The organism is Sphingobium sp. GW821-FHT02B05, from assembly GCF_059421905.1.
This window is the reverse complement of the sequence record NZ_JBWKVW010000002.1, coordinates 375,462-389,338: the sequence shown is the minus strand read 5'-3', so window position 1 is coordinate 389,338 and position 13,877 is coordinate 375,462. Positions and strand designations below refer to the sequence as shown.

The following is a 13,877-nucleotide window of genomic DNA, read 5'->3' as shown; positions in this document are numbered from 1 at the left end:
AAAGCGCGACTGAAAAATGCCGTTTCGGTGTACCCTTATACATCGTGCAGGCGTAATCATTTCGCACTGCACAATATATCGACTTCGTCAGTTGCCGTGGTTAACCGGGCGGCCCTTATATTGTTCCGTACAGTAGAAAATCAGCGGAACATTGTCGTAAACGGCCGCCACCATCCGAGCGGCCGATCACCTGTTCTGCATTCAGGCTGGGCTGCTCGACCCGCCCAGTGCCTTGACCAGTGCGATACTTGCTCGCATCCGCGCAATTTCTGCATTCAGCAGCGCACTCTGCGCATCGAGCGCATCGGTTTGCGCGGTCACGACCTCCAGATAGTCGGACGCGCCATCACGATAGCGGGTGAAGGCGAGGTCGCTCGTCTGCTGTGCCGCCTGTGCCGCATCGCGCTGGTCGACCAGTTGCACCGACAGATGGCGCAGGGCGGCGATGCCGTCTTCCACCTCGCGGAAAGCACCCAATATCGTGTCGCGATAGCCGGCAGCCTGCTCGTCATATTCGGCGCGCGACAATTTCACCTGCGCCTTGCGCCGCCCGCCATCGAACAGGGTCAATGCCGCTGCCAGCGGCCCCAGGCCCCACACGCTGGTCGGCGTGGACAGCAACTGGCCATGCGTCGTCTGCCACCCGCCGCTCAGGCCCAGCGTCAGCGACGGGAAGAACGCCGCGCGCGCCACGCCGATGCGGGCGTTCATGGCGAACATGCGCCGTTCCGCCGCTGCCACGTCGGGCCGGCGCTGCAACAGTGTGGATGGCGCCCCCATCGGCATGTCGGGCGCAGTGAGTGGTTGCACTTTCGGCGCTATTGAAAAGCTGGAGGCCACGGCCCCGGTCAGCGCCGCCAGTTCATGTTCAGTTGCCGCCCGCTCATTGGCGACCGCCGAAATCCGCGCCTTGGCATTGCTGAGCGTCGTGCGCGCGCGATTGACGTCGATTCCGGACGCAATGCCGCCCTCATGGCGCGTGCTGGTCAACTGATAGGCACGGTCGAACGCCTTTACCGTCCGGTGCAGCAGGTCGGCCTGCGCGTCCAGGCCGCGCAGCCGTGCATAGGCATCGGCCACCGAAGCCTGAAGGCTGAGGCGCGCAGCGGCCAGATCGGCTTCGCTCGCCTGCGCGTCGGCCCGCGCGGCCTTCACACTGTTACGGATGCGCCCCCAAAGGTCCAGTTCATAGTCCAGCGACGCACCCACCGCATAATCATCATAGGTCTGCGCATTGCCATTGCCCTGGAACCGCCTGCCCGACACGCGCTGGCGGCTGGCATCGGCCCCCACGCCCACGGTCGGGATCAGGTCCGAAGCCTCGACCCGCGCCACGGCGCGCGCCTGATCGTAACGGGCAAGCGCCGCCGCCAATGTCGGACTGGCGGCCTCCGCCTGCGTTTCCAGATCGTCGAGTACGGGGTCGTCGAACGCGCTCCACCACGGCCCGCGCGGCGCGGCGTCCATAGGCGTCGCCTGGGTCCAGCCTTCCATCTCCTTATAGGCTTGCGGCGCGGCGATCTGCGGTGGTTGATAGGCCGGCGCCATCGAACAGGCGCTCAACACACACAGCCCCAAAGCCGTCAGCGCACGCCGCACCATCTTACCCCGCATGCGCCGTGCCCTTGCCGCCCGATGCGACGCTCACTCTGTCACCCGATTGGATCGAATCCGGCGGCGAATCGATCACCTTGTCGCGCACCGTGATGCCGCCCGTCACCAATACGGTTGCGCCTTCGTCACGGGTGATGGTGACGGGACGCACGGTGACGCGATTGTCGTTGCCCACCACCGCGACGGTCGGACCGTTATTGCCATAGAGGATGGCGCTGCCCGGCAGGGACATCCCGTTCCCGCCGCCTTGTCCGACATTGAAGCTGACCTGCGCAAAGGCGCCCGGCTTCAATGCCCGATCGGGATTTTCGGCCTGCAACTGTACCAGCACCGCGCCCGATTGTGCATCGACGGCGCCGGCACTGCTGGTCAATCTGGCGGTAAAGGTCCGGCCCGGATATTCGGGCAGCATCAAGGTTGCGGGCATGCCGGCCTTCACCTGCGCGGAATAGCCCTGCGGTACGCGGACATAGATGCGCATGCGGTGGACGTCGGACACGGTAAACAGCGGCTGCGATGCCGCATTGCCCGCCACCACCAGCGCGCCGATCTGCGCCGCGCGGCTGGTCACGACGCCATCGAAGGGCGCCGCCAGCCGGGTAAAGCCCTGCAAGGCGCGCAGCCGCTTCACATTGGCCATCGCTGCATTGGTGACGGCCGACCGCGCGGCCAGATCGCCGTTCTTCTCGTCCGATTCCTGTTTCGATACTGCATCCTTGGCCAGCATCGTCGCCCAGCGCCTGGCCGTGGTTTCGGCAAGACGTTGCTGGGCAAGCGCGGTCTGGTAATCCGCTTGCGCCGCAGCCAGCTGCTGGTCGATCTCCGGCGCGTCCAGCACCGCGAGCGATTGGCCAGCGCGTACATTATCGCCGATATCGGCCAGCCAGCGACTGACATAACCGTTGGTCCGGGCATAGATGGCCGCGCTGTTATAGGCCTGGACATTGCCTGGCAGCACCAGCGCGCCACCCTTGCCATCCTGCTTGGGCGACACGGTCGCTACGGATGGGATGGCCGCCTTTTCGGCCGTGTCGCGCAACTCGTTGGTCGCGCTGATCCGGGTCGCCATGCCAACGCCTACGACCGCGATGGCGATCACGGCGGCGCCGATGCCCACGCGCTTGAGCGTTCGATTGTCCGGGCCGCTCGCGGCGGAATTCTGTTCTGGCGTGTTATCAGACATGGCTGGGCTGCATTTCCATCTGGGGGTCGGCGGCCTTGTGGCGGCGGTGGGCAAAGCTGAAGATGACGGGGACGAAAAGGAGCGTGGCGATGGTGGCGCAGACCAGGCCGCCGATCACCGCGCGGCCCAGCGGCGCATTCTGTTCGCCGCCTTCCCCCAGGCCCAGCGCCATCGGACCCATGCCGATGATCATGGCCAGTGCGGTCATCAGGACCGGGCGGAAGCGGACCATGCCCGCCTCCATCGCGGCGGCGGTGGCGTCGCCCAGTTCCGCGAGTTTCTCCCGTGCGAAACTCACGACCAGGATGGAGTTGGCGGTGGCCACGCCCATGCACATGATCGCACCTGTCAGCGCCGGGACGGACAATGTGGTGCCGGTCACGAACAGCATCCACACGATACCGGCAAGGGCGGCGGGCAGGGCGGTGATGATGACGAACGGATCGACCCAGCTCTGGAAATTCACGACGATCAACAGGTAGATCAGCACGATCGCGCCGGCCAAGCCAAAGCCAAGACCCGAAAAGGCCGTGTTCATGGTCGCATATTGGCCGCGCATGGTGATGGTCGCGCCCTTGGGCTCTTCCTTCTCCAGCGACTTGATGGCGGCGTTGATGTCGGCCGCGACAGCTCCCAGGTCGCGGCTTTGCACGGTGGCGTATATGTCCAGCACCGGCGCGATATTATAGTGCGACACGACCGGCACCGTGTTCGACCGTTCGATCGTGGCGAGGCCGCCCAGTGGCTGTACCGCTCCGTTGCTTGCGCCCGCCGCCGACACCGGCACGTTGGACAGGTCGCTGATCGACCCGACCAGATATTCGGGCGCCTGCGCGACGACGGGATAGGATACCCCGCTCTTGGGATCGACGAAGAAGACGGGTGCGGTCTGGGCGGTGCCTGCAAGCGAACTGGCGAGGCTGGTGGTCACATCGCGCTCGGTCAGCCCATATTGGCCTGCACGGCTGCGATCGACATCCACGTCCAGCTGCGGCGACCGGCCAGGTTGCTGGATACGCGCGTCGGCCAGCCCCGGAATGACCGCGACCTTGGCGAGCAGCTTCTGCGCATAGGCCCGGTTGCCGGCGGCATCCTTGCCTGCGATCTGGATGTCGATCGGGGCAGGCGCGCCGAAGTTCAGGATCTGGCTGGTGATGTCGGCCGGCAGGAAGGCGAAGCTGGTACCGGGGAAACGGCGAGGCAACTCCTCGCGCAGCTTGCCGACAATCTCGTCGGTCGGGCGATGGCCGTGCTTCAGCGCGATCATCATGTCGCCGTCCTGCGGGCCGATCGTGCCACTATTATTATAGACGGTGTTGATGGAACTGACCGGCAGGCCGATATTGTCGGTGATCGACCCCAGCTCCTGGGCAGGCACCATATCCTTGACGGCACTGGCGATCCGCTCGAAGCGTGCGGCCGTATCCTCTATTCGGCTGCCCACCGGCACACGAACGTGCATGGCGATCTGGCCCGAATCCACCGCCGGAAAGAAATTGCTGCCCAGCATGGGAAGCAGACCGAAGGACAGGATGACCACGCCCATGAAGCCGAGGAGGAAGGGCTTGCGCGCATTGAGGGCCCTGCGCAGCAATCCGACATAGCCGTCGCGGATTTTCTCGAACCGACGCTCGAACCCGCGCTGGAACCGCACGAGCGGATTACGCGATTGCGTGTCGCCCGCCATGTGCGCGTCGCCATGCTCCACATGGGGCTTCAGCAGATACATGGCCATGGTCGGCACCAATGTACGCGACAGGATGAAGGACGCGATCATCGCGAACACCACCGACAGCGCCATGGGCACGAACAGGAAGCCCGCAACGCCCGGCAGGAAGAACATGGGCACGAACACGATACAGATGCACAGCAGCGATACGAACGCGGGCGTCACGATCTGCGCCGCGCCGTCCAGGATGGATTCAACCACCCCCTTTCCCTGTTCCAGATGCCAGTTGATATTTTCGATCGTCACCGTCGCGTCATCGACCAGGATGCCGACGGCCAGCGCCAGCCCGCCCAGCGTCATGACGTTCAGCGTCTGGCCGAACACGGCCAATGCCGCGACCGCCGCCAAAATGGCCAGCGGGATCGACAGCGCGATGATGACGGTCGATCGCCAACTGCCCAGGAACAGCAGGATCATCAGCGACGTCAGTGCCGCGGCCAGCGCGCCTTCGTGGATCACGCCCTCAACGGCCGCCTTCACGAACAGCGACTGGTCGCCGATCACCAGAATCTTCAGGCTGTCGGGCAGCGTCGCGCTGATCTTGGGCAACGCTTCCTTCACGCCGTCGACGATCGCCAGCGTCGACGTGGCGCCATTCTTCAGCGCGGTCAGCAGCGCGGAACGGCGTCCTTCGACATGCACGACATTGGTCTGCGGCCCGTTGCCGTCGCGAACATAGGCGATATCGCGCATATAGATGGTCGCGCCGTTCACCACCTTGACCGGCAGGTCGTTCAGCGCCTCGATCGTGCCGGGCGCATTGTTCAGCCTTACGCTATATTGGGTCGCGCCGATCTTCACGAAGCCGGCCGGGTTGATCTGGTTCTGCGCGGCGATCGCGGTACCCACATCCTGCGCGGTCAACCCCTTGGACTGGAGAGCGACCGGATTGAGGTCGATCTGGATCTGCCGCTGCTTGCCGCCCGACGGGAAGGGCATGGCGAGGCCCGGAATCGTGACGAGCGAGGGACGCACCTGATTCTGGCCCAGGTCGAACAATTGCTGTTCGGACAGGCCCTGCCCCGACAAAGCGAGTTGCAGGATCGGCACCGTCGACGCGCTGTAGTTCAGGATCAGCGGCGGCGTGACGCCCGGCGGCATCTGGCGCAGGACCGTCTGCGACACGGATGTCACCTGCGCAGTGGCGGTGCGGATGTCGGCACCCGGCTGGAAAAAGATCTTCACCACGCCGATGCCCTGCATCGACTGGCTTTCGATATGTTCGATATCGTTGACGGTCGTGGTCAGCACCCGCTCATAGGGGGTGACGATCCGGTTCGCCATGTCTTCGGGGGGCAGGCCGGCATATTGCCAGGCTACGGCGATCACCGGGATGCGGATATTGGGGAAGATATCGACCGGGGTACGTACCGCCGCCATGATGCCGACGATCGCGATCAGGATCGCCATGACGATGAAGGTCAGCGGCCGATGCAGCGCAACCTTGACGATACCGATCAAACCAGGACTCCCGCACTCATCACACCGGCCCGAACCGCCGGTCGTGAAAATTCGCCTCTCCGTTCAATCAGGGCCGCATGGGAGAACAACGCATCGAGCCGGCGTACCCGCCATTTGGTGCGTCATGCTGTGCGAAGACGTTCACTATGGTTTCAAAACGCCACCCTTGCCAGGCGCTATGGGCAGTTGTCTATTTTGTGTCCAATATCTAATAAAGCATGATTGATATCTATGGCGACCTGATCTTATGGACCTGCGACATTTGCGTTATTTCCTGTGCGTGGCGGAAGAGATGCATTTTGGCCGCGCCGCACGACGCCTGGGCATGTCGCAACCGCCGCTCAGCCAGCAGATCCGGGCACTGGAGGAGGAACTGGGGGCGCGCCTGTTCGACCGGACCAGTCGTCGCGTCGCCCTGACCGAAGTCGGGCGCCTGTTCCTGCCCGAAGCGCGCAAGACCCTGGCGCAGGCTGATCATGCCGCACAGGTCGCCCGCAACACCCAAAGTGGCCATCTGGGGCGTCTTGCACTGGGCTTCACGGCCTCGGCGCCTTTCGTGCCGCAAATCGCCGATGCACTCTATGATTTTCGTCAGACTTTCCCCGATGTCGATCTTCGGGTTCAGGAACTGGGTCGCGATGATCAGGTCGCACTGATCGAGCGGGGCGATCTCGACATCGGCATCATCCGCGGCGTCGCGTCGCCCACCTTGCCCGATGGCCTGAGCGCCACATGGTTGCTGGAGGAGGATATGCTGCTCGCCCTGCGGCAGGATCATGCCCTCGCCCGACGGGACGCTGAGCCTTCCATCGCCGACCTGGTTGGCGTGCCCTTCGTCCTTTACGCCACGGCCAGTAGCGCCGATTTCAACGACCATTTCTTCGCCCTGTGCGAACAGGCCGGATTTCGCCCCAGCATCACGCTGGAGGTCGGCAGTTTCGCGACGTTGCTGGGGCTGGTGGCCGCCGGCTTCGGCGCCACCATATTGTCGCGTTCGCTGTCACGTCTGCATGTGGACAAGGTGATATTGCGTCCACTCTTCCCCACCGTCCGCACCCGGCTGTGGATGATCCACAGGAGCGACCTGCCCCCCACCGCCCGTGCCTTCCAGGACGCGATCCTGCGGGCAGGCGGGGTCTTGGATCCGCGACACGCTATGCAGGACACGGAGCCATAGGATCGCTTGTGGACTGACGTGGCAATATATCCCTCGTTCAATGCCCTGAAGTCAGAAGCGCGACTTTAATGCTGGCTTTTACCTGTCCAACTCGCTGTCGCGTCAGCGCGGCCTGGCCGTCTCCAGTGCATCCATCGCCAGTGCAACAGCGCCCAGCGGCCCGGCCTGATCGCCCAGCACCGGCGCCCGCACGATAGTGCCGATCGTCTCCTGGGTGACGAAGGGCAGGTAGCCGGCCAGTTGCGCCACCACCTTCGCCCGCACCTGGTCCAGCAGGTCGGTCCGGCCCATGCCCACGCCGCCGCCGATCAGTACCTGCCTCGCCGCCGTGGTCAGCAATATCGTGCCGATCAGCTGCGCGATATCATGAGCGACATGGTCCCAGCGGGGATCGTCGGTCGCGATCCGGTCGCCCGGAACGCCGAACCGTTTCGCCAGCGCCGGACCGGACACCAGCCCCTCGATACAGTCGCCATGGAAAGGGCAGGAACCCTCGAAACCGTCTCCCGCCGCCCGGCGGGTCAATATATGTCCCAGTTCCGGGTGCATCGCGCCATGGAGCGGCCGGCCTTGCAGCGCAAAGCCCGCGCCCAGCCCCGTGCCGATCGTGATGTAGCACAGGCAGTCGGACGGCCTGTCGCCCTCCGCCCCGGCACCCCAGCGCACCTCGGCCAGCGCCGCACCGTTGACGTCCGTGTCGATCGCGGCAGGGCAGGGCAGCACGCCCGCCAGTGCGCCATAAATGTCCGCGCCGGTCCAGCCCGGTTTCGGTGTGGGGAGCATATGGCCGAAATCCGCCGCCGCCCGGTCCAGCCGCAGCGGCCCGAACGATCCGATACCCAATGCCTCGAACGGCGACTCCTCATGCCAGCGCCGCAAAATCGCCGCCGCAGCACCCAGCGTCTCCTGTGGCGTCGTGGTCGGGATCATCACCCGCTCCTCGATCGTCCGCCCCCGCGCCCGCAACACGAAAATCTTGGTCCCGCCCAGTTCCACACCGGCCAGACAGGGCAGGGCACTCATGCGGCGATACCGGGAAGGAGAGTAAGGAAGGACATGATGCTGGGCGCCCGAAAATGGAAATTCCGGCCCATCATAGGCAAGCTCATCCCATCCCGCCAGTTCGCGCCAATCCATGCCCCATGAAACTGCCGATCGGCACATCCGCTACACAAATGCCGCAGCCAGCGCGCGCAGCAGGCCATGGTCCGACAATCCCTCGTCCGCCAGCGTGAACCCCAATGTCCGGCGATGGTCGAAGCCGGCCAGCGGCACATGGGCAACGTCGGCGCTGCGATAGCAATCGGGCATCACCGTCACGCCCATGCCCGCGCCGACCAACTGTAGCGCGCGCTCGTCATTGGTGGTGCGCAACGAAAAATGCGGCCGCACGCCGCGTTCCAGGAAATGCCGGCTCGTCTGCGACAGCAATTCGCAATGGCGCCGCACAATCATCGTCTCCTGCCGCAGATCCTCTGCATCCAGTTGCGTCCGATGGGCCAGCACATGGTCGCTCGCCATCACCATCGCATAGCCTTCCTCTGCCACGACGTGCTGGGTCGGCGACTGCGCGCCCGGCCGGATGATGCTGAAGGTCGCGTCGATCCGGTCTCGCGCCAGCATCGCCGTCAATTCGCGTTCGCTCGCAAAGGCGATCTCGACCGGCCCGCCACCCTCTGCGCGATAGGCCCGCGCCGCTCGCGCCACGATCGTGCCTGCTATGCTGTTCAGCACGCCGATCCGCATCGGCCGCGCCTGCGCCGTGTCGGCCATCGCGCCCAGCGCCATGTTGAACTCCCGCTCGATGCGCCGGGCATGGGTCAGGAATCGGGTGCCGGCCTGGGTCAATTGCACCCGCTGGTTGGTCCGGGTGAACAGTTGCCGTTGCAGCGCGTTCTCCAGCTTGGAGATGCCCGCCGACAGGGTCGGCTGCGACACGTTGCAATGCACCGCCGCGCGGGAGAAATTGCCCTGATCGACCACGGCCAGGAAATAGCGGAGAAGATAGCGTTCTATCATAGGTCCCATCTATACACTGATATGGGACTGTCAATTTTCCAGCCGACTGCGGCTGCGCTAAGAAGGCGATAACAGGAGAGAGACGCCGATGACCGATTTCGACTTTGCGCTGGGCGACAATGCCGACATGATCCGGGACAGCGCGGCCCGTTTCGCGGCCGACCGCATCGCCCCGCTGGCGGCAGAGATCGACGCGAAGGACTGGTTCCCGGTCGAATTATGGCCGGCCATGGGCGAACTGGGCCTGCATGGCATTACCGTGGCAGAGGAAGACGGGGGCCTGGGCCTTGGCTATCTGGAGCATGTCGTCGCGCAGGAGGAGGTCGCCCGCGCCTCCGCCTCCATAGGCCTCAGCTATGGCGCACACTCCAATCTCTGCATCAACCAGATCCGCCGCTGGGCCAATGCCGAGCAAAAGGCAAAATATCTCCCCAAGCTGATTTCGGGCGAGCATGTCGGCTCACTTGCCATGTCGGAGGCCGGTGCCGGCTCCGACGTCGTCTCGATGAAGCTGAAGGCGGAGAAGAAGGGCGACCGTTATATTTTCAACGGCACCAAATTCTGGATCACCAACGCGGCCTATGCCGACACCCTTGTGGTCTATGCCAAGACGGGGGAGGGGTCGAAGGGCATCACCACCTTCCTCATCGAAAAGGGGATGAAGGGCTTCTCGATCGGCCAGAAAATCGACAAGATGGGCATGCGCGGATCGCCCACCGCCGAACTGGTGTTCGACGATTGCGAAGTGCCTGAAGAAAATATCATGGGACCGCTCAACGGCGGCGTCGGCATCCTGATGAGCGGCCTCGACTATGAGCGCACCGTGCTGGCCGGCATCCAGCTTGGCATCATGCAGGCCTGCCTCGACACCGTCCTGCCCTATATTCGCGAGCGCAAGCAATTCGGCAAGCCGATCGGCGCCTTCCAGCTGATGCAGGCCAAGATCGCGGACATGTATGTCGCGCTCAATTCGGCCCGTGCCTATGTCTATGCCGTCGCCCGTGCTTGCGACGCTGGCAAAACGACCCGCTTCGACGCCGCCGGCGCCATCCTTCTGGCGTCGGAAAATGCGATGAAGGTCGCGCTGGAGGCGGTGCAGGCCTTGGGCGGTGCGGGTTATACCAAGGACTGGCCGGTCGAACGCTATATGCGCGACGCCAAATTGCTGGACATCGGCGCTGGCACCAACGAAATCCGCCGCATGCTGATCGGCCGGGAGCTGATCGGAGCATGAGCGCCCCCGTCCTCGACAGCAAATTATCGCCCGACAGCGATGCCTTCCGCAACAACGCCGCGCATAATCGCGCGCTGGCGCAGGAACTGCGCGATCGCGTGGCGACCGCCGCTCAGGGCGGTTCGGCCAACGCCCGCGACAAGCATGTCGCCCGCGGCAAGCTGCTCCCCCGCGATCGCGTCGAACGGCTGCTCGATCCCGGCTCGCCCTTCCTGGAAATTGGCCAGCTTGCCGCCAACGGCCTATATGACGATGAAGTCCCCGGCGCCGGCCTCATCGCCGGCATCGGCCGCGTGTCCGGCCGTCAGGTGATGATCGGCTGCAACGACGCCACCGTAAAGGGCGGCACCTATTATCCGCTGACCGTCAAGAAACATCTGCGCGCACAGGAAATCGCGCTCGAAAACAGGCTGCCCTGCATCTATCTGGTCGATAGCGGCGGCGCGAACCTGCCCAACCAGGCGGAGGTCTTCCCGGATCGCGACCATTTCGGCCGCATCTTCTACAATCAGGCGAACCTGTCCGCACGCGGCATCCCGCAAATCGCCTGCGTCATGGGCAGCTGCACGGCGGGCGGCGCCTATGTGCCGGCCATGTCCGACGAAACGGTGATCGTCCGAAATCAGGGCACCATCTTCCTCGCCGGCCCGCCGCTCGTGCAGGCCGCGACCGGCGAAGTCATCAGCGCCGAGGATCTGGGCGGCGGCGATTTGCATGGTCGCAAGTCCGGCGTGGTCGATCATGTCGCCGAAAGCGATGATCATGCGCTCACCATCGTGCGCGACATCGTCTCGACCTTCCAGCCCGATCGCCGTCCCGATCTCAACCTGCGCGATCCCCGTCCGCCCAAATTCGACGCCGCCGACCTTTATGGCATCATCCCGGACGACGTTCGCGCGCCCTATGACGTGCGCGAAATCATCGCCCGCATCGTCGATGGCAGCGAATTTCACGAATTCAAGCCGCTTTACGGCACCACGCTCGTCTGCGGCTTCGCCCATATATGGGGCATGCCCGTCGCGATCCTCGCCAATAATGGCGTCCTGTTCAGCGAAAGCGCCTTGAAGGGCGCGCACTTCATCGAACTCGCCTGCCAGCGGCGCATCCCCTTGCTCTTCCTCCAGAATATCTCCGGCTTCATGGTCGGCGGCAAATATGAGGCGGAAGGGATCGCCAAAAATGGTGCCAAGCTCGTCACCGCCGTCGCCACCGCGCAGGTGCCCAAGATCACCGTGCTGATCGGCGGCAGCTTCGGCGCGGGCAATTATGGCATGTGCGGCCGCGCCTATGGGCCACGCTTCCTCTTCACCTGGCCCAATGCCCGCATCAGCGTGATGGGCGGGGAACAGGCCGCGAGCGTTCTGGCAACCGTCCACCGCGACGCCGCCCAATGGAGCGCGCAGGAGGCCGAAGCCTTCAAGGCGCCGATCCGCCGCAAATATGAGGATGAAGGCAATCCCTATTATGCGACCGCGCGGCTGTGGGACGATGGCGTCATCGACCCGGCCCAGACCCGCGACGTCCTCGGCCTCGCCTTCGCCGCCGCGTTGAACGCACCGGTCGAAGACCGCGCGCAATTCGGCATTTTCAGGATGTAATGACGATGATCCAGTCCCTTCTCATCGCCAATCGCGCCGAAATCGCCTGCCGCATCATCCGTACCGCGCGCGCCATGGGCATCCGCACCGTCGCGGTCTATTCCGACGCGGACGCCAACGCCCTGCATGTCCGCTCCGCCGACGAAGCCGTGCATATCGGCCCCTCGCCGGTGCGCGAATCCTATCTGCGGGGCGACCGCATCATCGCCGCCGCGCAGCAGACCGGCGCGCAGGCCATTCATCCGGGCTATGGCTTCCTGTCCGAAAATGCGCAGTTCGCGCAGGCGGTGCAGGATGCCGGCCTCATCTGGGTCGGTCCCAATCCCGCCAGCATTACTGCCATGGGCCTCAAGGACGCGGCCAAGCAAGTGATGCAGGACGCCGGCGTTCCCACCACCCCCGGCTATCTGGGGGAGGACCAGTCGCCTGCCCGACTGATGGCGGAGGCCGATGCGATCGGCTATCCCGTCCTGATCAAGGCGGTCGCGGGCGGCGGCGGCAAGGGCATGCGCAAGGTGGATGATGCCGCCGACTTCGCCGACGCCTTGATCTCCTGCCAGCGCGAAGCTGCCTCCAGCTTCGGCAATGATTCCGTGCTGCTGGAAAAATGGATCACCAATCCGCGCCATATCGAAGTGCAGGTGTTTGGCGACAGCCATGGCAATGTCGTCCATCTGTTCGAACGCGACTGCTCGCTCCAGCGCCGCCATCAAAAGGTGATAGAGGAAGCGCCGGCACCGGGCATGGACTCCGAAACCCGCGCGGCCGTCTGTCTGGCGGCGGTCAATGCGGCGAAGGCGGTGGATTATGTCGGCGCCGGCACGATCGAATTCATCGCCGACGGCAGCGACGGTCTGCGCGCCGACCGCATCTGGTTCATGGAAATGAACACCCGGCTTCAGGTCGAACATCCCGTGACGGAAGAGATTACCGGGCAGGATCTGGTCGAATGGCAATTGCGCGTCGCATCGGGCGAACCATTGCCGAAAACGCAGCAGGAGCTGTCGATCAACGGCTGGGCGATGGAAGCGCGCCTCTATGCCGAAGATCCGGCCAAGGGTTTCCTGCCGTCGATCGGGCGGCTCGACAGGTTTGAACTGGGGCAGGGGTGCCGCATCGATACCGGCGTCGAGCAGGGCGCGGAAATCTCGCCCTTCTACGACCCGATGATCGCCAAGGTGATCGCCCATGGCCCCACTCGTGATGCAGCGCGCCGCTCGCTGGCCGGGTCGCTGGACGATACGGCCATCTGGCCGCTGCGCACCAATGCGGGCTTCCTCGTCAAGGCATTGGAGCATCCCGCCTTCGTCGCGGCACAACTGGACACGGGCCTGATCGGGCGGAAGGGAGACGCGCTGCTCCCGCCGCCCCATCCGTCTGACGAGACGCTGGCCGATGCGGCGTCGGCATTGGTGTCAGGCGATGGCTTGTCGGGTTTCCGCCTCAATGCCCCGATCAGGACGAGGGCGACCTTGCTGCTCGACGGCGAAGCGGTCACGATCCGCTTCGATCCACGCGCCGGCACGGATGATGATGCAGCGCTGGACGATGTGCTGATCGCCGAAGGCGGACAGGTCTGGCGCTTGGCGCCATGGCGCGCATCAGGCGGCGCGGGCGGCGCCGCATCCGATGGCGCGATCCTCTCGCCCATGCCTGGTCGCATCATCGCCGTTGCCGTGGCGGCCGGGGAAAAGGTCGCCAAGGGGCAGAAACTGCTGACCCTGGAAGCGATGAAGATGGAGCATAGTCTGGTCGCGCCGTTCGACGGCACCGTTGCCGAACTCAACGCGGCTGAAGGCGGTCAGGTCAGCGAGGGCGCCTTGCTCGCGCGGATCGAAAAGGACGAATGATCCTGTCCTACA

The 13,877-nt window shown here is 64.5% G+C and carries 9 protein-coding genes; 4 read left to right on the top strand and 5 right to left on the bottom strand.

Annotated features, from left to right (window positions below; translation table 11 throughout):
• Nucleotides 1–201 precede the first annotated feature (201 nt).
• Genes AC07UX_RS11475 through AC07UX_RS11465 form a run of 3 tightly spaced genes read right to left on the bottom strand, consistent with a single transcriptional unit; the run spans nucleotide 202 to nucleotide 5,987 of the window.
• Nucleotides 202–1,614, bottom strand: a complete 1,413-nt coding sequence (locus AC07UX_RS11475; protein ID WP_495192130.1) for an efflux transporter outer membrane subunit — start codon at nucleotides 1,612–1,614, stop codon at nucleotides 202–204.
• The gene (locus tag AC07UX_RS11470) at nucleotides 1,604–2,797 is read right to left on the bottom strand and encodes an efflux RND transporter periplasmic adaptor subunit (RefSeq protein WP_495192129.1); all 1,194 of its coding nucleotides are present in this window, start codon (nucleotides 2,795–2,797) and stop codon (nucleotides 1,604–1,606) included. Before AC07UX_RS11470 ends, AC07UX_RS11475 begins: the two co-directional genes overlap by 11 nt.
• Entirely contained in the window at nucleotides 2,790–5,987 is a 3,198-nt protein-coding gene (locus AC07UX_RS11465) for an efflux RND transporter permease subunit (protein WP_495192128.1), read from the bottom strand. The genes AC07UX_RS11470 and AC07UX_RS11465 overlap by 8 nt, the downstream gene beginning before the upstream one ends.
• A 247-nt stretch (nucleotides 5,988–6,234) precedes the next feature.
• Between AC07UX_RS11465 and AC07UX_RS11460 the strand changes: the two genes are divergently transcribed.
• Nucleotides 6,235–7,164 carry a LysR substrate-binding domain-containing protein gene (locus AC07UX_RS11460; protein WP_495192127.1) on the top strand — a complete coding sequence of 310 codons (930 nt, stop codon included), beginning with the start codon at nucleotides 6,235–6,237 and terminating at the stop codon, nucleotides 7,162–7,164.
• Nucleotides 7,165–7,266: 102 nt separating this feature from the next.
• Here AC07UX_RS11460 and AC07UX_RS11455 read toward each other — a convergent pair whose 3' ends face one another.
• Together AC07UX_RS11455 and AC07UX_RS11450 are read right to left on the bottom strand one after the other, a co-directional pair.
• Complete coding sequence (locus tag AC07UX_RS11455; protein WP_495192126.1) at nucleotides 7,267–8,187, bottom strand: ROK family protein; 921 nt, start codon at nucleotides 8,185–8,187, stop codon at nucleotides 7,267–7,269.
• Nucleotides 8,188–8,331: 144 nt separating this feature from the next.
• Nucleotides 8,332–9,192, bottom strand: coding sequence for a LysR family transcriptional regulator (locus tag AC07UX_RS11450; protein WP_495192125.1), 861 nt, complete (start codon nucleotides 9,190–9,192; stop codon nucleotides 8,332–8,334).
• A 79-nt stretch (nucleotides 9,193–9,271) separates the two neighbouring features.
• On the opposite strand from AC07UX_RS11450, the gene AC07UX_RS11445 reads away from it, so the two are divergent.
• The 3 genes from AC07UX_RS11445 to AC07UX_RS11435 are packed head-to-tail and all read left to right on the top strand — an operon-like array spanning nucleotide 9,272 to nucleotide 13,865.
• On the top strand, nucleotides 9,272–10,417 hold the full coding sequence (locus tag AC07UX_RS11445; protein WP_495192124.1) for an isovaleryl-CoA dehydrogenase: 1,146 nt from the start codon (nucleotides 9,272–9,274) through the stop codon (nucleotides 10,415–10,417).
• The gene (locus tag AC07UX_RS11440; RefSeq protein ID WP_495192123.1) at nucleotides 10,414–12,015 is read left to right on the top strand and encodes a carboxyl transferase domain-containing protein; all 1,602 of its coding nucleotides are present in this window, start codon (nucleotides 10,414–10,416) and stop codon (nucleotides 12,013–12,015) included. Before AC07UX_RS11445 ends, AC07UX_RS11440 begins: the two co-directional genes overlap by 4 nt.
• Nucleotides 12,016–12,020: 5 nt before the next feature.
• The gene (locus tag AC07UX_RS11435; RefSeq protein WP_495192122.1) at nucleotides 12,021–13,865 is read left to right on the top strand and encodes an acetyl/propionyl/methylcrotonyl-CoA carboxylase subunit alpha; all 1,845 of its coding nucleotides are present in this window, start codon (nucleotides 12,021–12,023) and stop codon (nucleotides 13,863–13,865) included.
• The last annotated feature ends 12 nt before the right edge of the window (nucleotides 13,866–13,877 follow it).

What these genes read in the sequence shown, in the direction of transcription:
- AC07UX_RS11470 (WP_495192129.1), bottom strand. Translation starts at nt 2,797, where the DNA reads ATGTCTGATAACACGCCAGAACAGAATTCCGCCGCGAGCGGCCCGGAC.
- AC07UX_RS11445 (WP_495192124.1), top strand. Translation starts at nt 9,272, where the DNA reads ATGACCGATTTCGACTTTGCGCTGGGCGACAATGCCGACATGATCCGG.
- AC07UX_RS11475 (WP_495192130.1), bottom strand. Translation starts at nt 1,614, where the DNA reads ATGCGGGGTAAGATGGTGCGGCGTGCGCTGACGGCTTTGGGGCTGTGT.
- AC07UX_RS11440 (WP_495192123.1), top strand. Translation starts at nt 10,414, where the DNA reads ATGAGCGCCCCCGTCCTCGACAGCAAATTATCGCCCGACAGCGATGCC.
- AC07UX_RS11455 (WP_495192126.1), bottom strand. Translation starts at nt 8,187, where the DNA reads ATGAGTGCCCTGCCCTGTCTGGCCGGTGTGGAACTGGGCGGGACCAAG.
- AC07UX_RS11460 (WP_495192127.1), top strand. Translation starts at nt 6,235, where the DNA reads ATGGACCTGCGACATTTGCGTTATTTCCTGTGCGTGGCGGAAGAGATG.
- AC07UX_RS11450 (WP_495192125.1), bottom strand. Translation starts at nt 9,192, where the DNA reads ATGGGACCTATGATAGAACGCTATCTTCTCCGCTATTTCCTGGCCGTG.
- AC07UX_RS11435 (WP_495192122.1), top strand. Translation starts at nt 12,021, where the DNA reads ATGATCCAGTCCCTTCTCATCGCCAATCGCGCCGAAATCGCCTGCCGC.